The organism is Pseudacidovorax sp. NFM-22 (genome assembly GCF_021401245.1).
Lineage (GTDB): Bacteria > Pseudomonadota > Gammaproteobacteria > Burkholderiales > Burkholderiaceae_C > Xenophilus.
Genome location: NZ_JACBFY010000004.1, coordinates 411664 through 430464, shown reverse-complemented (window position 1 = coordinate 430464; position 18801 = coordinate 411664). Strand labels below are relative to the sequence as shown.

Sequence of the window (18801 nt, the reverse complement as noted above, 5' to 3'; positions counted from 1 at the left end):
AAGCCCGGCTCCGCCGGGCTTTTTTGTGGGCTCGCCGAGCGCTCTGTCCCACAGGCTGCGGCAAGGCAGGCGTCAAAGAAAAGAGCCCGGATCTGCTCGCAGTCCGGGCTCGGAGGGCGTTGGCGATAGCAACGCTGATGTGTGGTGGAGCTGGGGGGATTTGAACCCCCGTCCGCAAGCCTTCGCCGCGCAGATCTACATGTTTAGCGCTCTGTTTTGGATCTCGCCACCGGCAACGCGCAGACGCACGCTTTGCCGACAGCCAGCACCCTTAGATCTCGCAACGGCCCAAGGTACCCGGACCGCTGCCAGCCAATGTGATTAACCTTGCAGCCGGGAGGCGTCAGATTGCTCTAACGCCCCCTTGCCCAGCCCATCGGCCGACTGTTGCAAGGCTCGCAGCGATTAGGCTGCGAGTGCGAAACGTTCGTCGTTTGCAGTTAGTTTGTTTGAATCTGTTTTACGAGCACATTCAGCTCGACATGCACCACTGCGGTCCCGAACCCACGTCGAAACCAATGCAGCCCCAGAACCGTTCATTTTAGGCCGACGGCAACCATTGCAAGAGGTCGAGGGGCAAAGAAATCACCGCATCCGCCTCCCAGAGGGTGACATCGGCCTCCGCGCCAAGGTAGCCGTAGGCGACGGCAACCGTCTTCATGCCAGCAGCCCGGCCTGCGACGATGTCTCGCTGGTCATCGCCCACATAGACGCAGCGAGCCGGGTCGACCCCCATGCGTCGTGCCGCCTCGAGCAACGGGGCCGGATGCGGCTTCGAATGCGGCGTGGTGTCCCCGCTGATGATCGCCTGTGCTGTGCGGAACAACGGCATGCTCCCAGTCAGTGGCACCGTGAAGCGGCTGGCCTTGTTGGTGACCACACCCCAGGGCAGGCGACGAGCGCCGAGTTGGGTGATGAGTGCCTCGACGCCCTCGAAAGCATGGGTGCCATCGAGCATGAGCGCTTCATAGTTCTTGAAGAACTCCTCCCTCAGTTCAGGGAACTGCGCGTCCTCGGGTCGCAACCCGAATGCCACACCCAGCATGCCCCGCGCACCGGCGCCAGCCATGGACCGGTAGGCGCTCAGCGGCAGCGAGGCCATGCCCCGTTCGACCCGCATCCGATCAGCGGCCGCACCCAGTTCGGGCGCGCTGTCGACGAGGGTGCCGTCGAGATCGAACAGGACCGCCTGAATGTCCGCCCACGGCACTTTGCTCATGCGCCGGCCGCCTCGACCGCGCGCCGCGCTGCCAGCATGTAGTTGACACTCACGTCGTCATTGAGCCAGTAACGGCGGGTCAACGGGTTGTATTGGAGCCCCCGCGAATGATCGATCGTCAGCGATGCCGCCCGGCAGTGCGCCGCAAGCTCCGCCGGCCGGATCAGCTTGGCGTACTCATGGGTTCCCCGGGGCAGCATGTTCAGCACGTACTCCGCGCCCACGATCGCCAGCATGAACGCCTTGGCATTGCGATTGATGGTGGAAAAGAACACCCATCCACCAGGCTTGACCAGCTTGGCGCAGGCCTGCACCACTGAAGCCGGCTTCGGCACATGCTCCAGCATTTCCATGCAAGTGACGACATCAAAGCTGCCGGGAGCCTCTTCGGCCAGCGCCTCCACCGCCACTTCGCGATACCGCACGCCCTGGGTGCCTGCATCGAGGGCGTGCAATTGCGCGACCTTGAGCGCCTTGCCCGCGAGATCGATGCCCAGGACGTCGGCGCCGCGACGCGCCATGGCATCCGAGAGGATGCCGCCACCACAGCCCACGTCCAGCACGCGCTTGCCCGCAAGAGACACCTGCCCCTCGATCCATTCGAGCCGCAACGGATTGATCTCGTGCAAGGGGCGGAATTCGCTGTCCACATCCCACCAGCGGTGGGCCAGTTCAGAAAATTTGGCCAGTTCGGCCGGATCTGCGTTGGGATGAGTTGCCGTCATCGTTGAATTATGGAGTTCGCGTCGAAGCCATCGGCCGGATACGAGGAATGGCCATAAAAAAACCCCGCCGAGGCGGGGTTTTCAGCGGGCTGATCGAAATCAGTTGGCGCGGGTACCGACCACTTCGATTTCCACGCGACGGTTCTTGGCGCGGCCTTCCTTGGTACGGTTGTCGGCGACGGGCTGCTTCTCGCCCTTGCCTTCGGTGTACACGCGGTTGCGCTCGATGCCCTTGGAGACCAGATAGGCCTTCACGGCTTCAGCGCGGCGCACCGACAGCTTCTGGTTGTAGGCATCGGTACCGATGGAGTCGGTGTGACCCACGGCGATGATGACTTCCAGATTGATGCCCTTGATCTTGGAGACCAGATCGTCCAGCTTGGCGCGGCCTTCCGGCTTCAGGACCGACTTGTCGAAGTCGAAGAAGGCGTCGGCAGCGAAGGTGACCTTCGAAGCGGCAACGGCCGGCGGTGCGGGCGGCGCGGGCGGCGTCACGGCGGCCGGGGGCGCAGCAACGGGAGCCGGGGCAGCGGTAACCAGAGCGCCATCGCAACCCACGGCGGCCGTGGCGGGGGTCCAGTTGGCATCGCGCCAGCACAGTTCGTTGGTGCCGTTCTTCCAGACCAGCTCGCCAGTGCCGTTCTGCCAGTTGTCGATCACGGGACCACCGTTCGCGGCGGTGACCTTGGTCTGCGCGCCGGCGGCCGTGGCGAGCGCAGCGACTGCAAACATCATCGCCACTTTATTCAGTTTCTTCATGGTTCTCCTCTTGGGGAAAAAGCCGCAGCCGCAGCCGCGAAACAAGGACGTCTCAAGTGACCACCACCCAAAACGCTGGAGTTCATTGTGCCATAGGGTCTTTCTCAAACCGGGCGCGCCCGCCCCGGCCGGCGTAGGACTGCAACGGAAAGCCGCACTTGTGTTGCTGTCTCGCGACACCGCGGGCGACGTAAAATCCGCCGTTTCGCCCGCCGACCTGCTGCCGCCTCATGACATCGTTCGCCAAGGAAACCCTGCCCATCAGCCTCGAGGAGGAGATGCGGCGCAGCTATCTCGATTACGCGATGAGCGTGATCGTCGGGCGCGCCCTGCCCGACGCGCGAGATGGCCTCAAGCCCGTGCATCGCCGTGTGCTGTACGCGATGCACGAGCTCAACAACGACTGGAACCGGCCCTACAAGAAGTCGGCCCGTATCGTCGGCGATGTCATCGGCAAGTACCACCCGCATGGCGACCAGTCGGTCTACGACACGATCGTGCGTCTGGCGCAGGATTTCTCCATGCGCCACATGCTGGTCGATGGCCAGGGCAATTTCGGCTCGGTCGATGGCGACAGTGCGGCGGCGATGCGATATACCGAAATTCGCCTTGCAAAAATCGCGCATGAAATGCTGGCGGATATCGACAAGGAAACCGTCGATTTCGGCCCCAATTACGACGGCAGCGAAAAAGAGCCCTTGGTATTACCCAGCCGCCTGCCCAACCTGTTGGTCAATGGCTCCGGCGGCATTGCGGTGGGCATGGCCACCAACATTCCCCCCCACAACCTGAACGAGGTGGTGGACGCCTGCCTGCACCTGCTGCGCCACCCCGACGCCAGCATCGACGACCTGATGGAAATCGTGCCAGCGCCCGACTTCCCGACGGCCGGCATCATCTACGGCATCAACGGCGTCAAGGAAGGCTATCGCACCGGCCGCGGCAAGGTCGTGATGCGGGCCAAGTGCCACTTCGAGGACATCGACCGCGGCCAGCGCCAGGCCATCATCGTCGACGAGTTGCCCTACCAGGTGAACAAGAAGACGCTGCAGGAGCGCATGGCCGAGCTGGTGCACGAGAAGAAGCTCGAGGGCATCAGCCACATCCAGGACGAGTCCGACAAGTCGGGCATGCGCCTGGTGATCGAGCTGAAGCGCGGCGAAGTGCCCGAGGTCGTGCTCAACAACCTCTACAAGCAGACGCAGCTGCAGGACACCTTCGGCATCAACATGGTGGCCCTGGTGGATGGCCAGCCCAAGCTGTGCAACCTGAAGGACCTGGTGCAGGTCTTTCTGCAGCACCGCCGCGAGGTGGTGACGCGGCGCACGGTGTTCAACCTGCGCAAGGCACGCGAGCGCGGCCACGTGCTCGAAGGCCTGGCCGTCGCGCTGGCGAACATCGACGAGTTCATCCGCATCATCCGCGAGTCGCCCACGCCGCCGGTGGCCAAGGCCGAGCTGATGACCCGCTCGTGGGACAGCAAGCTGGTGCGCGAGATGCTCACCCGCGCGCGCGCCGACGGCGGCACCATCAATGCCGACGACTACCGGCCCGAAGGCCTGGAGCGCATCTACGGCCTGATGGGCGACGGCCTCTACCGCCTGTCCGAGACGCAGGCGCAGGAAATCCTGCAGATGCGCCTGCAGCGCCTGACCGGCCTGGAGCAGGACAAGATCGTCGCCGAGTACAAGGAAGTGATGGCCGAGATCGACGATCTGCTCGACATCCTGGCCAAGCCCGAACGCGTGTCGGTCATCATCGGCGAGGAACTCGGCGCCCTGCGGCAAGAGTTCGGCCAGACCAAGCTGGGCGCGCGCCGCAGCGAGATCGAATACAGCGCGCAGGATCTCTCCACCGAAGACCTGATCACGCCCACCGACATGGTGGTCACGCTCTCGCACAGTGGCTACATCAAGAGCCAGCCACTGTCGGAATACCGGGCGCAGAAGCGCGGCGGGCGCGGCAAGCAGGCCGCCGCCACCAAGGAAGACGACTGGATCGACCAGCTCTTCATTGCCAACACGCACGACTACATCCTCTGCTTCTCCAACCGCGGGCGGCTGTACTGGCTCAAGGTGTGGGAAGTGCCTTCGGGCTCGCGCAATTCGCGGGGCCGACCGATCGTCAACATGTTCCCGCTGGCCGAGGGCGAGAAGATCACCGTGGTGCTGCCGCTGACCGGCGACACGCGCAACTTCCCGTCCGACCGCTACATCTTCATGGGCACGTCGATGGGCACCGTCAAGAAGACGGCGCTCGACGAATTCAGCAACCCGCGCAAGGCCGGCATCATCGCCGTCGACCTGGATGATGGCGACTACCTCATCGGCGCGGCCCTGACGGACGGCAAGCACGACGTGATGCTCTTCTCCGATGGTGGCAAGGCCGTGCGCTTCGACGAGAACGACGTACGCCCCATGGGCCGCAATGCCCGCGGCGTGCGCGGCATGATGCTGGAGGACGGCCAGGGCGTGATCGCCATGCTGGTGGCCGAGGATGAGACGCAGAGCGTGCTCACCGCCACCGAGAACGGTTACGGCAAGCGCACCAGCATCACCGAGTACACCCGCCACGGCCGGGGAACCAAAGGCATGATCGCGATTCAACAGAGCGAGCGCAACGGCAAGGTCGTGGCCGCCACGCTGGTGCATGTGGATGACGAGATCATGCTCATCACCGACAAGGGCGTGCTGGTACGTACACGCGTATCAGAAATCCGCGAACTCGGCCGCGCGACGCAAGGTGTCACGCTCATCAACCTCGACGAAGGCGCCAAGCTCAGCGGGCTGCAGCGCATCGTCGAGAACGACGCCAACGCCGCCGTCGAGGCAGAGGAAGCCGACGACAGCGCCAACCCATCCCAGGAGAACCCCCAATGAACAAACACATCAAGACCGCCCTGATCGGCGCCACGCTCGCCGCAGCCGTCTCCGGCGCCTGGGCACAGGACAAGGCTGCCCTCATCAAGCAGTTCATCGAACTGCAGCGTCCGGGCGTGGAAGCGCTGGCGCGCGGCTTGGTCGAGGAGTCGAGCCTGCCGATCGCCCGCGCGGGTGCCGGCTACCTGCAGACGCAAGTGCCCGAAGCCAAGCGCGAAGCCGCCGGCAAGGCCGCCGACGCCGAACTGAAGAAGTACTTCGACGACGCCTATCCGCTGGTGCGCGACAAGGCCGTCCAACTGGCTCCCGCGGCCCTGACGCCGGTGCTGGACCAGAACTTCAACGAAGAAGAGATGCGCCAGCTCGTGGCCTGGGTCAGCTCGCCGGTGAGCAAGAAATACCAGGAACTCAATCCGCAGCTGCAGAACGCGCTGACGGAGAAGCTGGTGGCCGAGACCCGCACGTCGGTCGAGCCCAAGCTGCGCGCCCTGGACACCAACGTCGCCAAGGCCCTGGGCGCGCCCACCGATGGTGGTGCGGCCAAGGGCAACGGTGCAAGCAGCAGCGGCACCAGCGGCAGCGCCGCACCCAAGGCCCCCGCCAAGAAGTAACTCCCCGCCCGCGTCTCCGCCCGCCGCCGAATGACACCCGCCGCCCCACGCCGTCCTTACAACTTCTCCGCCGGCCCGGCCGCCATGCCGGAAGCCGTGCTGTCCCGCGCGGCAGCGGAGATGCTCGACTGGCACGGCAGCGGCATGGGCGTGATGGAGATGAGCCATCGCGGCAAGGAGTTCGGCGAGATCATCGGGCAGGCGGAGGCCGACTTCCGCCAACTTCTGGCGGTTCCGTCCAACTTCCGAATCCTGTTCATGCAGGGCGGTGGGCTGGGCGAGAACGCCATCGTGCCGCTGAACCTCTCGCGCGGCGGCACGGTCGACTTCGTGGTCACCGGCAGCTGGAGCACCAAGTCGCTCAAGGAGGCGGGCCGCTATTGCAAGGCGCGCACGGCCGCCACCAATGCCGAAGGCGGCCATGTGGCGATTCCTGAAGCCGCCCAGTGGTCGCTGAGTCCGGATGCCGCCTATGTGCACCTGTGCTCCAACGAGACCATCAACGGCATCGAGTTCCAGGAACTGCCCGACCTGAAGGCCCTCGGCAGCGACGCGCCGCTGGTCATCGACTTCTCCTCGCATGTCGCATCGCGCAGCGTGGATTGGAGCCGCGTGGGCCTGGCCTTCGGCGGTGCCCAGAAGAACCTCGGCCCCGCCGGCCTGACGCTGGTGGTGGTGCGCGAAGACCTGCTCGACCGCGCCCTGCCCATCTGCCCGAGCGCCTTCAGCTACAAGCTCGTGGCCGAGAACGACTCGATGTACAACACGCCGCCGACCTGGGGCATCTACATGGCGGGCCTGACCTTCCAGTGGCTGCTGCAGCAGAAGGAAGGCGAGCTCACCGGCGTGGCTGCCATGGAGGCGCGCAACATCGCCAAGGCCAGTCTGCTGTACGACTTCATCGACGCATCGGCCTTCTATGTGAGCAAGGTCGATCCGGCCTGCCGCTCGCGCATGAACGTGCCTTTTCTGCTGGCCGACGAATCGCGCAACGAAGCCTTCCTGGCAGGCGCAAAGGCGGCCGGGCTGCTGCAGCTCAAGGGCCACAAGTCCGTGGGCGGCATGCGCGCCAGCATCTACAACGCCATGCCGCTGGAAGGCGTTCAGGCACTTGTGTCCTACATGAGAGAATTCGAGCGCCTGCACGCCTGAACACAGGCGTGAGTCCGCTCGATGACCGCTCACCAATCCCCTCCCCCCTCTTCTTCCTCCGCCGCCGACAGCCTTGCGCCCTTGCGTGAGCGCATCGACGCGCTGGATGCCCAGTTGCTCGACCTGCTGAACCAGCGCGCCCATGTGGCCGAACTGGTGGGCGAGGTGAAGAAGCGCGAGGGCACGCCCTACTTCCGGCCTGACCGCGTCGCGCAGGTCATCGAGAAGGTCAAGCGCAACAACCCCGGGCCGCTCAAGGGCGCGCACGTCGAAGCAATCTGGCGCGAGATCATGTCCGCCTGCCTCGCACTCGAATCGCCCCAACGCGTGGCGGTGCTGGGCCCGGAGGGCACCTTCTGCGAACAAGCCGCCATCGAGTACTTCGGCGGCGCGGCCGACCTGGTGTACTGCGCCACCTTCGACGAAGTCTTCCACGCCACGGCCGCCGGCAGCGCGCAGTACGGCGTGGTGGGCGTGGAGAACTCCACCGAAGGCGCCGTCGCCCGTTCGCTCGACCTGTTCCTGCATTCGCCCGCCCATGTGGTCGGCGAGGTCAGCCTGCTGGTGCGCCACAACCTCCTGTGCAGCCGCAACTCGCTGGACGACATCGAGGTGGTGATGGCCCATCCGCAGGCATTGGCCCAGTGCCATGGGTGGCTGTCCAAGCACCTGCCCAAGGCCGAGCGGCGCGCCGTCTCCAGCAATGCCGAAGGCGCCCGCCTGGCGGCCACCAACCCGGCGTGGGCCGGCATCGCTGGCGAACGTGCCGCCACGCAGTTCGGCCTGCACATCGTGGCCCATGCCATCCAGGACGATCCGTACAACCGCACGCGTTTCGCCATCATCTGCCTGCCGCACACGCTGGCGATGCCGCCGGCCTCGGGACGCGACATGACCAGCCTCGTGGTCTCGGTGCCCAACAAGCCGGGTGCGGTGCATGACCTCCTCGTGCCGCTGAAGGAGCACAAGGTTTCGATGACGCGCTTCGAGTCGCGCCCCGCCCGCACCGGCCAGTGGGAGTACTACTTCTACATCGACCTCGACGGCCATCCCAGCCAGCCGAACGTGGCCGCCGCCCTGGCCGAACTGCGCGGCCTGTGCGCCTTCTTCAAGATCATCGGCGCCTATCCAGTCAAGGCCTGAGATTTCGAGGATGTTCCAGCAACTCGGCCTGATCGGCTGTGGCCTCATCGGCGGCTCCTTTGCCCTGGCGCTGCGCCAAGCGGGCTTGGTGCGCCGGGTCGTCGGCTACAGCAAGTCGCCCTCGACCACCGAGCGCGCGCGCCAATTGGGCGTGATCGACACCGGGGCGCCTTCCGCCCTGCAGGCGGTCGCGGGCGCCGACCTCGTGGTGCTGGCGGTGCCCGTGGCCGCGACGGAGTCGACGCTGAGCGCCATCCGCCACGGCCTGGGCGAGCAGACGCTGCTGATGGACGTGGGCTCGACCAAGGGCGACGTGGTGCAGGCCGGCCTTCGCGCGCTGCAGCACCAAGCTGGCAACTTCGTGCCCGCCCACCCCATCGCCGGCAAGGAAGTCGCAGGCGTCGAGCATGCCGAAGGCGCGCTGTTCGTGGGCCGGCATGTCATCCTCACGCCCACCGAACGCTCGCGCGCCGAGCAGGTGCAGCGCGCCATCGAGGTCTGGAGCCGGATCGGCGCCCGCGTGCTGACGATGGACGCAGCAAGCCACGATGCAGCCCTGGCGGCGGTGAGCCATCTGCCCCACCTGCTGGCCTTCGCCTTCATGCAGTCCGTCGCGCAGCAACCCAATGGCGCCCGCTGGCTCGAACTGGCGGGCCCTGGCTTCCGTGACTTCTCGCGCATCGCCGCCGGCGATCCGGCCGTCTGGCGCGACATCCTGCTGGCCAACCGCGAGGAAGTCCTGCGTCAATCGCGCGCCTTCCGCGAGACGCTGGCGGACTTCGAGGCGCAGATCGCCGCCGGCGACGCGAGCGGCCTCAGCGATGCCATCGGCCGGGCCAGCCGTGCCCGCGCCGCCCTGAAGCCCGCCTTCTCTCACTGAGCGCACGCGCGCGTCGGCCGATGGTGATCCTTGTCGCCCCTGCGTTCGAGCGCTGAGTCCCCGATTCCCGCGGCCCTCCTTCATCTGCTTCTTCCATGTACGCCACCGAGTTCCTCGACCTTCCCGCGCTGGCCGGCGCCGGCGGCACCGTGCGGTTGCCCGGCTCCAAGAGCATCTCCAACCGCGTGCTTCTGCTGGCTGCACTGGCCAGCGGCACGACCGAGATCCACGACCTGCTGGATTCGGACGACACCCGCGTCATGCTGGATGCGCTGGCCCAGTTGGGCTGCACCCTCACCCGTGACGGCGCGGTGCTGCGCATCGAGGGCCTGGGCGGCCAGGTGAAGCAGCGGCAGGCCGACCTGTTCCTGGGCAATGCCGGCACTGCAATGCGGCCGCTGACGGCGGCGCTGGCGCTGCTGGGCGGCGACTTCCAGCTGCGCGGCGTGCCGCGCATGCACGAGCGCCCGATCGGCGACCTGGTCGATGCGCTGGTGCAACTGGGCTGCCCCATCGACTACCTGGGCAACCCCGGCTACCCGCCGCTGCGCATCCGCCCGGCCCAGCTCTCGGCCCTGCAGCTCGACACGCCGATCCGCGTGCGCGGCGACGTGTCGAGCCAGTTCCTCACCGCGCTGCTGCTGGCCCTGCCGCTGGCGGCCGGCAGCCGCGACGTGGTGATCGAGGTGGTGGGCGAGCTGATCTCCAAGCCTTACATCGAGATCACGCTCAACCTGCTCGCCCGCTTCGGCATCCAGGTGCAGCGCGAGGAATGGCGCCGCTTCACCATCCCGCAGGGCAGCCGCTACGTCACGCCCGGACGCATCCATGTGGAGGCGGACGCCTCCTCGGCCAGTTACTTCATCGGCCTGGGCGCGCTGGCCGCGCCGCTGCCGGGCGCGAACGGCATCCGCATCGAAGGCGTGGGCGCCGATTCGATCCAGGGCGACATCCGCTTCATCGACGCCGCCCGGCAGATGGGCGCACAGGTGGACAGCGGCCCCAACTGGCTGGAAGTGCGCCGCGGCGCCTGGCCGCTCAAGGCCATCGACCTGGACTGCAATGCGATCCCCGACGCCGCCATGACGCTGGCCGTGATGGCGCTGTATGCCGACGGCCCGTGCCGGCTGCGCAACATCGCCAGCTGGCGCGTGAAGGAAACCGACCGCATCGACGCCATGGAGGCCGAGCTGCGCAAGCTGGGCGCCATCGTCGAGTCCGGCCCGGACTTCATCGTCGTGCAGCCCCTGCCCGCCGGCGGCTGGAAGCCGGCCGCCATCCACACCTACGACGACCACCGGGTCGCCATGTGCTTCTCGCTGGCCGCCTTCAACCCCGACCGCCGGCCGGTGCGCATCCTCGATCCGAAATGCGTCGCCAAGACCTTCCCCGATTATTTCGAGACGCTGTTCTCCGTAGTCGCGGCGGACGAGGTGCCGGTACTGTGCGTCGACGGCCCCACCGCCTCGGGCAAGGGCACGCTGGCGGCCGAACTGGCGCTGCGCCTGGGCTACCACTACCTGGACTCGGGCACGCTCTACCGCGTGGCGGGCCTCGCGACGCGGCGCGCCGGCCTGGAGCCGGAACCGTCCCACGAGGCAGCCATCGCCGCCCTCGCCCGCGCCCTGCCCCTGCGCTTCGACGCCGGCCGTGTGCTGCTCGGCGACGAGGACGTGACAGACGCCATCCGCACCGAGGCGGCCGGCATGGACGCCTCGCGCGTGTCTGCCCTGCCTAGCGTACGGACGGCCCTCACCGAGCTGCAGCACAGCTTCCGCCGCCTGCCCGGCCTTGTGGCCGACGGCCGCGACATGGGCACGGTGATCTTTCCCGACGCGCCGCTGAAGGTCTACCTCACGGCCAGTGCCGAGCACCGCGCCGAGCGCCGGCATAAGCAATTGATTTCCAAAGGGATTCCCGCTATACTCGCCGACCTTCGCGCGGACCTGGAAGCGCGCGACGCCCGCGATTCGAACCGCAGCGTCGCCCCCCTCAAGCCCGCGCAGGACGCCCGCCTCCTGGACAACTCCTTCCTCAGCATCGATCAGTCGGTCGAGCAGGTACTGGACTGGTGGCGGCAGGTGCAGCCCTTCGAGACGCATTAAGCGCGTTCGTCGGGCTCGGCGCCCCGGCCCCCGGCCGGGTGCGCCTATCGCTCCAGTCAGGCTCCTCTCGCGCGTCAGCGCACCGGCCTGCTGGTTGTTCAACCTCAAACCCCCGGGCTTCACTGCCCAAACCACCGGTTCCAGTCATAGAAACAGCCGCACGCGATGTTGCAGGGGCGGCTGGAAACCTGGAAAGACCGGAAGGAAACTCAATGTCCGAATCTTTTGCCGCCCTCTTTGAAGAGTCCCTGAAGCGTTCCGAAATGCGCGCGGGCGAAGTGATCACCGCCGAGGTGGTCCGCGTCGAGCACAACCACGTCGTGGTCAATGCCGGCCTGAAGTCCGAAGCCTACGTGCCGATCGAGGAATTCAAGAACGACAAGGGCGAACTCGAAGTCCAGGCTGGCGACTTCGTCTCCGTGGCCATCGGCTCCGTCGAGAACGGCTATGGCGACACCATCCTCTCGCGCGACACGGCCAAGCGTCTGGCTTCGTGGCTGGCGCTCGAGAAGGCCCTGGAATCCGGTGAATTCGTCACCGGCACGACCAGCGGCAAGGTCAAGGGCGGCCTCACGGTGCTGGTCAACGGCATCCGCGCCTTCCTGCCGGGCTCGCTGATCGACACCCGTCCGATCAAGGACCTGACTCCCTTCGAAAACAAGACGATGGAGTTCAAGGTCATCAAGCTCGACCGCAAGCGCAACAACGTCGTGCTGTCGCGCCGTGCCGTGGTCGAAGCCTCGATGGGCGAAGAGCGCGCCAAGCTGATGGAGACGCTGAAGGAAGGCGCCATCGTCCGCGGTGTGGTCAAGAACATCACCGAATACGGTGCCTTCGTCGACCTCGGCGGCATCGACGGCCTGCTGCACATCACCGACATGGCCTGGCGCCGTGTCCGCCACCCGAGCGAAGTCGTTCAGGCTGGCCAGGAAATCACCGCCAAGATCCTCAAGTTCGACACCGAGAAGAACCGCGTCTCGCTGGGCCTCAAGCAGATGGGCGACGACCCGTGGCTGGGCGTGTCGCGCCGCTACCCGCAAGGCACGCGCCTGTTCGGCAAGGTCACGAACATCGCCGACTACGGCGCGTTCGTCGAACTCGAGCCGGGCATCGAAGGCCTGGTGCACGTGTCCGAGATGGACTGGACCAACAAGAACGTGGCTCCCAACAAGATCGTCTCCATGGGCGACGAAGTGGAAGTCATGGTCCTGGAAATCGACGAAGACAAGCGCCGCATCAGCCTGGGCATGAAGCAGTGCAAGGCCAACCCGTGGCAAGAGTTCGCGCAGAACACCAAGCGCGGTGACCGCGTCAAGGGCCCGATCAAGTCGATCACCGACTTCGGCGTGTTCGTGGGCCTGGCTGCCGGCATCGACGGCTTGGTGCACCTGTCCGACCTGTCGTGGAACGAAGCCGGCGAGACCGCCGTCCGCAACTACAAGAAGGGCCAGGAAGTCGAAGCCATCGTGCTGGCCGTCGACGTGGACCGCGAGCGCATCAGCCTGGGCATCAAGCAACTGGACGGCGACCCGTTCACCACCTTCTCGTCCGTCAATGACAAGGGCCAGATCGTGACCGGCAAGGTCAAGACCGTGGACGCCCGGGGCGCCGAGATCGACCTGGGCGGCGACGTCGTCGGCTACCTGCGCGCTTCGGAAATCTCCCGCGACCGCGTGGAAGATGCCCGCAACGTGCTGAAGGAAGGCGACGAAGTCACGGCCGTGGTCACCAACGTGGACCGCAAGAACCGCAGCATCCAGCTGTCGATCCGCCAGAAGGACATGGTCGACCAGCAGGAAGCCATGGCCAGCCTGAGCCAGCAGTCGGCCCGCGAGAACGCCGGCACCACCAGCCTGGGCGCCCTGCTGCGTGCCAAGCTGGACGGCAGCGACAAGTAATCGACCCGGATCGCGGCAGGCCGTGGACGCGCAAGCGTCCTGGCCCGCCGTGTGCCAGCAATGACACGTTCCGATCTGGTCGAAGAACTCGCCGCCCGCTTTGCGCAGCTCACGCACCGCGATGCCGAGCAGGCCGTCAAGACCATTCTTGACGCCATGAGCGACGCGCTGGTGCGGGGGCATCGCATCGAGATCCGCGGCTTCGGCAGCTTTTCGGTGAGCCGCCGCCCGCCTCGCCTGGGACGCAACCCGCGTTCGGGCGAAAGCGTGCAGATCCCCGAGAAGCGCGTGCCGCACTTCAAGCCGGGCAAGGCCCTGCGCGAAGCCGTGGACCGTTCGAGCGAGGCATGAGCCAGGCCTCGGCCCTTCGTCCTTGATGGGGGCGGATGGGCCCAGGCCTCCTACTTAGAATCGTCCCGCCATCGGGACCTTCATGACGAGATATTGCCTTCACGCGCCCTGCTTCGTGTGGCCGCTGCCCCCTTACCGGACCGCAGCTCGCACCGGAGTGGCCTGGCGATGAAATACCTCCTGTGGCTGCTCAAGGCAGCCATTTTTTTTACCCTGTTCGCCTTCGCGCTGAACAACCAGCACGAGACCACCGTGCACTTCTTCTTCGGCACCTCCTGGCGCGGGCCGTTGGTGCTGGTGGTGCTCGCAGCCTTCGCCGCCGGCCTGGTGGTCGGTGCGCTCGGCATGCTGCCCGGGTGGTGGCGCCATCGCTCGGCGGCCGCTGCGTTGCGCCAGCCGCCGGCGCCCCCGGACGGTGTGGCAGATGTGCCGCTGACCCCGCCCCCGGTGGCAGAACCCTCCCACGCCCGACGCCATGGACTTTGACCTGAGCTGGCTGCTGCTGGGCCTGCCCCTGGCCTTCGTGCTGGGCTGGCTGGCCTCGCGCCTGGACCTGCGCCAACTGCGCTTCGAGAACCGGCAGGCGCCCAAGGCTTATTTCCGCGGCCTGAACTTCCTGCTCAACGAACAGCAGGACCAGGCCATCGATGCCTTCATCGAGGCGGTCCAGAACGACCCCGACACGCAGGAACTGCACTTCGCCCTGGGCAACCTGTTCCGCCGCCGGGGCGAGTACCAGCGCGCGGTACGCGTGCACGAGCACCTGCTGTCGCGGGCCGACCTTAACCGCGCCGACCGCGACCGCGCCCAGCATGCGCTGGCGCAGGACTTCCTGAGCGCCGGCCTGCTCGACCGGGCCGAGACGGCGCTCCAGAAGCTGGAAGGCACGCGCTACGAAAACGAGGCCCGGCTCGCCCTCCTCGCCATCTACGAACGCTCGCGCGAATGGGCGCAGGCCGAGGCCGTGGCGACCAAGCTCGATGCCTCCGACCAGGCGAGCTACGCCGCCCGGCGTGCCCATCACCTGTGCGAGCAGGCGGCGGAGCACAGCGCCCGCGGCGATGCGGACGCGGCGCTGCGCCTGCTCCAGCAGGCGGCACAGCTCGCGCCCGACGCGCCCCGCCCGGCCATCGACACCGCGGCACTGCAACTGCGTCAGGGACGGTCCATTGAAGCCTGGACCACGCTGTCGGGACTCAGCCGCACGGCGCCGCTGGCCCTTCCGCTCTACGCGGCCGCGCTGCAGCAGGCGGCACAGGCCGCCGGCGAACAGGCGGCGGCCGCAGACCTGCTGCGGGCACGCTACGAAGCCGAGCCATCCATCGATGTGCTCGAAGCCCTCATGGCGCTGGAAGCCGCCGGCGGCGACGCGCCACGCGACCGCTACCTGGAACACCTGGCCCGGCAGCCGGGCTCTCTGCTCGCCGCCTCCCGCTGGCTGGCCGGCGAGACCCTGCGCGACGATGCACGCACGCATCCGCCGGTGCAGCGCGCGCTGGACCAGGTGGCCCGCCCGCAGATGCGCTACCGCTGCGCCGCCTGCGGCTTCGAGGCCCACCAGTACTTCTGGCACTGCCCGGGCTGCCAGGCCTGGGACAGCTATCCGCCCCGTCGCGTCGAGGAACTGTGACGCGCTTCACGCGCGCCGGCACTGGATGCATTGACAGCTTCCGTCCGCCTGAATTCTGATGGTCGGGCTGCGCGCAATGCGCAGCGCATTCCAATCACATTCAGGAGGAAATTCATGATGATCAAGAAGCTCGTCGCAGCCCTGGTGCTGGGCCTGTCGGCCCTGGGCGCCTTCGCCGCCGTCGATGTCAACAAGGGCAGCGCCGCCGAGCTCGACGCGCTGCCCGGCGTGGGTCCGGCCATGTCGCAGCGCATCGTCGACGCGCGCAAGCAGGGGGAGTTCAAGGACTGGTCCGACCTCATGGCCCGGGTGAAGGGCATCAAGAGCAAGTCCGCCGCCAAGCTGTCGGCCGCCGGCATGACCGTGGGCGGCAAGCCCTTCGACGGTGCCGGCGCCCCGGGCAGGGAAGCCGCCAGCAAGAAGAAATAGGAACAAGGCCACGTCGCTCAGACCAGGGCCGCCTTCGGGCGGCCTTGTCGTTTCCGCACCGCATGCGGCCAGACAAACCCCCAGCCGGTGGCCTGATATTTGCACGTATCCTGGATTTCCAGATCTTCAACAACAGTCGGAGTGTTCATTCATGAAGTTCAAGTCCAGCCTCGCCCTGGCCACGTTGGCTCTCGCGACCGCCGCGTCCGCCCAGGTCAAGTGGGATCTGCCCACGGCCTATCCGCCGAGCAACTTCCACACGGAGAACCTGGCCAAGTTCGCAGGCGAGGTGGACCAGGCCACGGCCGGCAAGCTCAAGATCACCGTGCATTCCAACGCCTCGTTGTTCAAGGCACCCGAGATCAAGCGCGCGGTGCAAGGCGGCCAGGCGCAGATGGGCGAGATCCTGCTGGTGAACTTCCAGAACGAGTGGCAGGTCTTCGGCGTGGATGGCATTCCCTTCCTGGCTGACAGCTACGACGCTGCCTGGAAGCTCTACCAGGCACAAAAGCCCGTGCTCTCCAAGAAGCTCGCCGAGCAGGGCATCGTGCTGCTGTACACCGTGCCCTGGCCCCCGCAGGGCATCTTCATCAACAAGCCCATCGCCTCGGCCGCCGACCTCAAGGGTGTGAAGTGGCGGGCCTACAGCCCGGCCACCGCACGCATCGCCGAGCTGGTGGGTGCCCAGCCCGTGACCGTGCAGCAGGCCGAGCTGTCGCAGGCCATGGCCACCGGCGTGGTGGAGTCGTACATGTCTTCGGGCTCCACGGGCTACGACACCAAGACCTACGAGTACATCAAGAACTTCTACGACACCCAGGCCTGGCTGCCCAAGAACGCCGTGCTGGTGAACAAGAAGGCCTTCGATGCGCTGGACAAGCCCGCCCAGGATGCCCTGCTCAAGGCCGGCGCCGACGCCGAGAAGCGCGGCTGGGAGGTCTCCAAGGCCAAGACGCAGGAATACCTCGACCTGCTCAAGAAGAACGGCATGGCCATCCACGTGCCGTCGCCCCAACTCAAGGCCGACATGAAGAAGGTCGGCGACACGATGATCAAGGAGTGGTCGGAGAAGGCGGGCGCAGACGGCCAGGCGGTGCTCGACGCCTACCGCAAGATGTGACGTCCGGCACCGGCGATGCGAAAGGCCCTGGACGCCCTCTACGACGCCGCCGCCGGCCTGGCGGCGCTTTCCATGGTGGGCCTGCTGCTCGCGGTGCTCACCTCCATCCTCGCGCGGCAGCTGCACTTCAACGTGCCGGGCATCGATGCCTACGCCGGCTACCTGATGGCCGGCACCGGCTTCCTGGCGCTGGCCCACACGCTGAAGAAGGGCGAGCACATCCGCGTGACGCTCGTGCTCACGGCCATGGGCGTCACGCCGCGCCGCTGGCTGGAGCGCTGGGCGGCACTGGCCAGCGCGGCGCTGGCCGCCCTCTTCGCCTTCTACAGCGTGCGGCTGGTGCTTCAGTCCTACCAGTTCAACGACATGTCCACCTCGAATGACGCCACGCCGCTGTGGCTGCCGCAGCTGGCGATGGCGATCGGCACGGTCACCTTCGCCATCGCGGCGCTGGACGAATGCGTGCTGGAGTGGCGCGGACGCGTGCGCCAGTCCGACGGGGAGATGCTGCGCCATGAGTGACCTCGGCATTGCCGGCCTGCTGATCCTGGCGCTGTTCCTCATCCTCGGCAGCGGCGTCTGGATCGGCCTGACGCTGTCGGGCGTGGCATGGATCGCCATGCAGCTCTTCACCTCCCGCCCGGCGGGAGACGCCATGGCCGTGACGATCTGGGGCTCTGCGTCGAGCTGGACGCTCACCGCGCTGCCGCTCTTCGTGTGGATGGGCGAGATCCTCTTCCGAACACGGCTGTCGCAGGACATGTTCAAGGGCCTGTCGCCCTGGATGCAGCGCCTGCCCGGACGGCTGCTGCACACCAATGTGGTGGGCTGCGCGATCTTCGCGGCCGTTTCGGGCTCCAGCGCCGCAACCTGCGCCACCATCGGCAAGATGACCCTGCCGGAGCTCGGCCGGCGCGGCTATCCGCAGAACATGATCATCGGCACCCTGGCAGGCGCGGGCACGCTGGGGCTGCTGATCCCGCCCTCGATCATCATGATCGTCTACGGCGTGGCGGCGGATGTGTCGATCGCCCGCCTGTTCATCGCCGGCGTCGTGCCGGGCGTGCTGCTGGCGCTGCTGTTCTCGGGCTACATCGCGGTCTGGGCCCTGCTGCATCCGGACCAGGTGCCCGCGCCTGACGGCCGGATGCGCTTTGCCGAGAAGCTCGCCGCCTCCCGCAGCCTGATCCCGGTGACGCTGCTCATCCTCGCGGTGCTGGGCTCGATCTACGCCGGCTTCGCCACCGCGACGGAGGCAGCTGCCGTCGGCGTGCTGGGCGCGCTGGCGATCTCGGCCGCCCAGGGCTCCCTCCGTTGGCAGACCTTCAAGGATTCGCTGCTGGGCGCGACCCGCCTCTACTGCATGATGGCGCTGATCCTGGCCGGCGCCGCCTTCCTGACGCTGGCCATGGGCTATGTCGGCCTGCCGCGCCACCTGGCGGAATGGATCGGCTCGCTCGGTCTCAGCCGCTTCCAGCTCGTGCTGAGCCTGGCCGTGTTCTATATCGTGCTGGGCTGCTTCCTGGACGGCATCTCGATGGTGGTGCTGACGATGGGCGTGATCATGCCCACCGTGACGGCGGCGGGCATCGATCCGATCTGGTTCGGCATCTTCATCGTGGTGGTGGTGGAGATGGCGCAGATCACGCCGCCCGTGGGCTTCAACCTCTTCGTGCTGCAGGGCATGACCGGCAAGGACCTGCTCTACATCGCGCGGGTCACCCTGCCGATGTTCCTGCTCATGGTGCTGGCCGTGTTCATCATCTATGCCTTCCCGGCGCTGGTCACCTGGCTGCCTCGCCAGATGTAGACCAGGGCAGCGGCGGTCGCGCCTGTTGCGGCTTCGCCGCAGCACCCGGCAGCCCACCTTGCTGGCATGCGTTCCTTGGACTACGCTCTT

At 66.8% G+C, this 18801-nt stretch carries 18 protein-coding genes and 1 other RNA gene; 14 read left to right on the top strand and 5 right to left on the bottom strand.

The features are described from left to right. Window positions 1-142: 142 nt before the first annotated feature. The 4 genes from ssrA to ompA all read right to left on the bottom strand — a co-directional run bounded on the left by ssrA (window position 143) and on the right by ompA (window position 2703). Window positions 143-528, bottom strand: a transfer-messenger RNA (tmRNA) gene (gene ssrA / locus L0984_RS16850). Between the two features lie 13 nt (window positions 529-541). Beyond that, window positions 542-1219, bottom strand: a complete 678-nt coding sequence (locus tag L0984_RS16845) for an HAD-IA family hydrolase (protein ID WP_234194844.1) — start codon at window positions 1217-1219, stop codon at window positions 542-544. Next, a complete protein-coding gene (gene ubiG, locus L0984_RS16840) occupies window positions 1216-1944 on the bottom strand; it encodes a bifunctional 2-polyprenyl-6-hydroxyphenol methylase/3-demethylubiquinol 3-O-methyltransferase UbiG (RefSeq protein WP_234194842.1) in 729 nt (242 codons plus the stop codon). The genes L0984_RS16845 and ubiG overlap by 4 nt, the downstream gene beginning before the upstream one ends. Before the next feature lie 99 nt (window positions 1945-2043). Next, the gene (ompA, locus tag L0984_RS16835; protein ID WP_043113615.1) at window positions 2044-2703 is read right to left on the bottom strand and encodes an outer membrane protein OmpA; all 660 of its coding nucleotides are present in this window, start codon (window positions 2701-2703) and stop codon (window positions 2044-2046) included. A 230-nt stretch (window positions 2704-2933) separates the two neighbouring features. Here ompA and gyrA point away from each other — a divergent pair, with 230 nt between their 5' ends. The 11 genes from gyrA to L0984_RS16780 all read left to right on the top strand — a co-directional run bounded on the left by gyrA (window position 2934) and on the right by L0984_RS16780 (window position 15781). After that, a complete protein-coding gene (gene gyrA / locus L0984_RS16830) occupies window positions 2934-5582 on the top strand; it encodes a DNA gyrase subunit A (RefSeq protein WP_234194840.1) in 2649 nt (882 codons plus the stop codon). Further along, the gene (locus L0984_RS16825) at window positions 5579-6193 is read left to right on the top strand and encodes a DUF2059 domain-containing protein (protein ID WP_234194839.1); all 615 of its coding nucleotides are present in this window, start codon (window positions 5579-5581) and stop codon (window positions 6191-6193) included. Before gyrA ends, L0984_RS16825 begins: the two co-directional genes overlap by 4 nt. Before the next feature lie 30 nt (window positions 6194-6223). Beyond that, entirely contained in the window at window positions 6224-7345 is a 1122-nt protein-coding gene (gene serC / locus L0984_RS16820; protein ID WP_234194837.1) for a 3-phosphoserine/phosphohydroxythreonine transaminase, read from the top strand. 21 nt (window positions 7346-7366) lie between these two features. Then, window positions 7367-8488, top strand: coding sequence for a prephenate dehydratase (gene pheA / locus L0984_RS16815; RefSeq protein ID WP_234194836.1), 1122 nt, complete (start codon window positions 7367-7369; stop codon window positions 8486-8488). 10 nt (window positions 8489-8498) lie between these two features. After that, on the top strand, window positions 8499-9368 hold the full coding sequence (locus L0984_RS16810) for a prephenate dehydrogenase (protein ID WP_234194834.1): 870 nt from the start codon (window positions 8499-8501) through the stop codon (window positions 9366-9368). A 95-nt stretch (window positions 9369-9463) separates the two neighbouring features. Then, window positions 9464-11473, top strand: a complete 2010-nt coding sequence (locus L0984_RS16805) for a bifunctional 3-phosphoshikimate 1-carboxyvinyltransferase/cytidylate kinase (RefSeq protein WP_234194831.1) — start codon at window positions 9464-9466, stop codon at window positions 11471-11473. Window positions 11474-11661: 188 nt separating this feature from the next. Continuing rightward, window positions 11662-13371 carry a 30S ribosomal protein S1 gene (gene rpsA / locus L0984_RS16800; RefSeq protein ID WP_255697472.1) on the top strand — a complete coding sequence of 570 codons (1710 nt, stop codon included), beginning with the start codon at window positions 11662-11664 and terminating at the stop codon, window positions 13369-13371. Window positions 13372-13431: 60 nt separating this feature from the next. After that, window positions 13432-13722 carry an integration host factor subunit beta gene (locus L0984_RS16795; protein ID WP_017761062.1) on the top strand — a complete coding sequence of 97 codons (291 nt, stop codon included), beginning with the start codon at window positions 13432-13434 and terminating at the stop codon, window positions 13720-13722. A 168-nt stretch (window positions 13723-13890) separates the two neighbouring features. Then, a complete protein-coding gene (locus L0984_RS16790) occupies window positions 13891-14208 on the top strand; it encodes a LapA family protein (protein WP_234194829.1) in 318 nt (105 codons plus the stop codon). Next, on the top strand, window positions 14198-15352 hold the full coding sequence (lapB, locus tag L0984_RS16785) for a lipopolysaccharide assembly protein LapB (RefSeq protein WP_234194827.1): 1155 nt from the start codon (window positions 14198-14200) through the stop codon (window positions 15350-15352). Before L0984_RS16790 ends, lapB begins: the two co-directional genes overlap by 11 nt. 114 nt (window positions 15353-15466) lie before the next feature. Then, window positions 15467-15781, top strand: coding sequence for a ComEA family DNA-binding protein (locus tag L0984_RS16780; protein WP_370646033.1), 315 nt, complete (start codon window positions 15467-15469; stop codon window positions 15779-15781). 17 nt (window positions 15782-15798) lie between these two features. Here L0984_RS16780 and L0984_RS29820 read toward each other — a convergent pair whose 3' ends face one another. Further along, complete coding sequence (locus L0984_RS29820) at window positions 15799-15930, bottom strand: hypothetical protein (RefSeq protein ID WP_255697430.1); 132 nt, start codon at window positions 15928-15930, stop codon at window positions 15799-15801. Between the two features lie 2 nt (window positions 15931-15932). On the opposite strand from L0984_RS29820, the gene L0984_RS16775 reads away from it, so the two are divergent. The 3 genes from L0984_RS16775 to L0984_RS16765 are packed head-to-tail and all read left to right on the top strand — an operon-like array spanning window position 15933 to window position 18711. Then, a complete protein-coding gene (locus L0984_RS16775; protein WP_234194826.1) occupies window positions 15933-16901 on the top strand; it encodes a TRAP transporter substrate-binding protein in 969 nt (322 codons plus the stop codon). Window positions 16902-16916: 15 nt separating this feature from the next. After that, window positions 16917-17423 carry a TRAP transporter small permease gene (locus tag L0984_RS16770; protein ID WP_234194825.1) on the top strand — a complete coding sequence of 169 codons (507 nt, stop codon included), beginning with the start codon at window positions 16917-16919 and terminating at the stop codon, window positions 17421-17423. Continuing rightward, window positions 17416-18711, top strand: coding sequence for a TRAP transporter large permease (locus tag L0984_RS16765; protein WP_234194824.1), 1296 nt, complete (start codon window positions 17416-17418; stop codon window positions 18709-18711). The genes L0984_RS16770 and L0984_RS16765 overlap by 8 nt, the downstream gene beginning before the upstream one ends. Window positions 18712-18801 lie beyond the last annotated feature (90 nt).

Excerpts from the sequence above, each read along its gene's own strand:
- L0984_RS16790 (WP_234194829.1), top strand. The coding sequence starts at position 13,891 with ATGAAATACCTCCTGTGGCTGCTCAAGGCAGCCATTTTTTTTACCCTG.
- L0984_RS16765 (WP_234194824.1), top strand. The coding sequence starts at position 17,416 with ATGAGTGACCTCGGCATTGCCGGCCTGCTGATCCTGGCGCTGTTCCTC.
- L0984_RS16770 (WP_234194825.1), top strand. The coding sequence starts at position 16,917 with ATGCGAAAGGCCCTGGACGCCCTCTACGACGCCGCCGCCGGCCTGGCG.
- L0984_RS16795 (WP_017761062.1), top strand. The coding sequence starts at position 13,432 with ATGACACGTTCCGATCTGGTCGAAGAACTCGCCGCCCGCTTTGCGCAG.
- L0984_RS16810 (WP_234194834.1), top strand. The coding sequence starts at position 8,499 with ATGTTCCAGCAACTCGGCCTGATCGGCTGTGGCCTCATCGGCGGCTCC.
- serC (WP_234194837.1), top strand. The coding sequence starts at position 6,224 with ATGACACCCGCCGCCCCACGCCGTCCTTACAACTTCTCCGCCGGCCCG.
- ubiG (WP_234194842.1), bottom strand. The coding sequence starts at position 1,944 with ATGACGGCAACTCATCCCAACGCAGATCCGGCCGAACTGGCCAAATTT.
- lapB (WP_234194827.1), top strand. The coding sequence starts at position 14,198 with ATGGACTTTGACCTGAGCTGGCTGCTGCTGGGCCTGCCCCTGGCCTTC.
- L0984_RS16805 (WP_234194831.1), top strand. The coding sequence starts at position 9,464 with ATGTACGCCACCGAGTTCCTCGACCTTCCCGCGCTGGCCGGCGCCGGC.
- L0984_RS29820 (WP_255697430.1), bottom strand. The coding sequence starts at position 15,930 with ATGAACACTCCGACTGTTGTTGAAGATCTGGAAATCCAGGATACGTGC.
- pheA (WP_234194836.1), top strand. The coding sequence starts at position 7,367 with ATGACCGCTCACCAATCCCCTCCCCCCTCTTCTTCCTCCGCCGCCGAC.
- gyrA (WP_234194840.1), top strand. The coding sequence starts at position 2,934 with ATGACATCGTTCGCCAAGGAAACCCTGCCCATCAGCCTCGAGGAGGAG.
- L0984_RS16845 (WP_234194844.1), bottom strand. The coding sequence starts at position 1,219 with ATGAGCAAAGTGCCGTGGGCGGACATTCAGGCGGTCCTGTTCGATCTC.
- ompA (WP_043113615.1), bottom strand. The coding sequence starts at position 2,703 with ATGAAGAAACTGAATAAAGTGGCGATGATGTTTGCAGTCGCTGCGCTC.
- L0984_RS16825 (WP_234194839.1), top strand. The coding sequence starts at position 5,579 with ATGAACAAACACATCAAGACCGCCCTGATCGGCGCCACGCTCGCCGCA.
- L0984_RS16780 (WP_370646033.1), top strand. The coding sequence starts at position 15,467 with ATGATGATCAAGAAGCTCGTCGCAGCCCTGGTGCTGGGCCTGTCGGCC.
- L0984_RS16775 (WP_234194826.1), top strand. The coding sequence starts at position 15,933 with ATGAAGTTCAAGTCCAGCCTCGCCCTGGCCACGTTGGCTCTCGCGACC.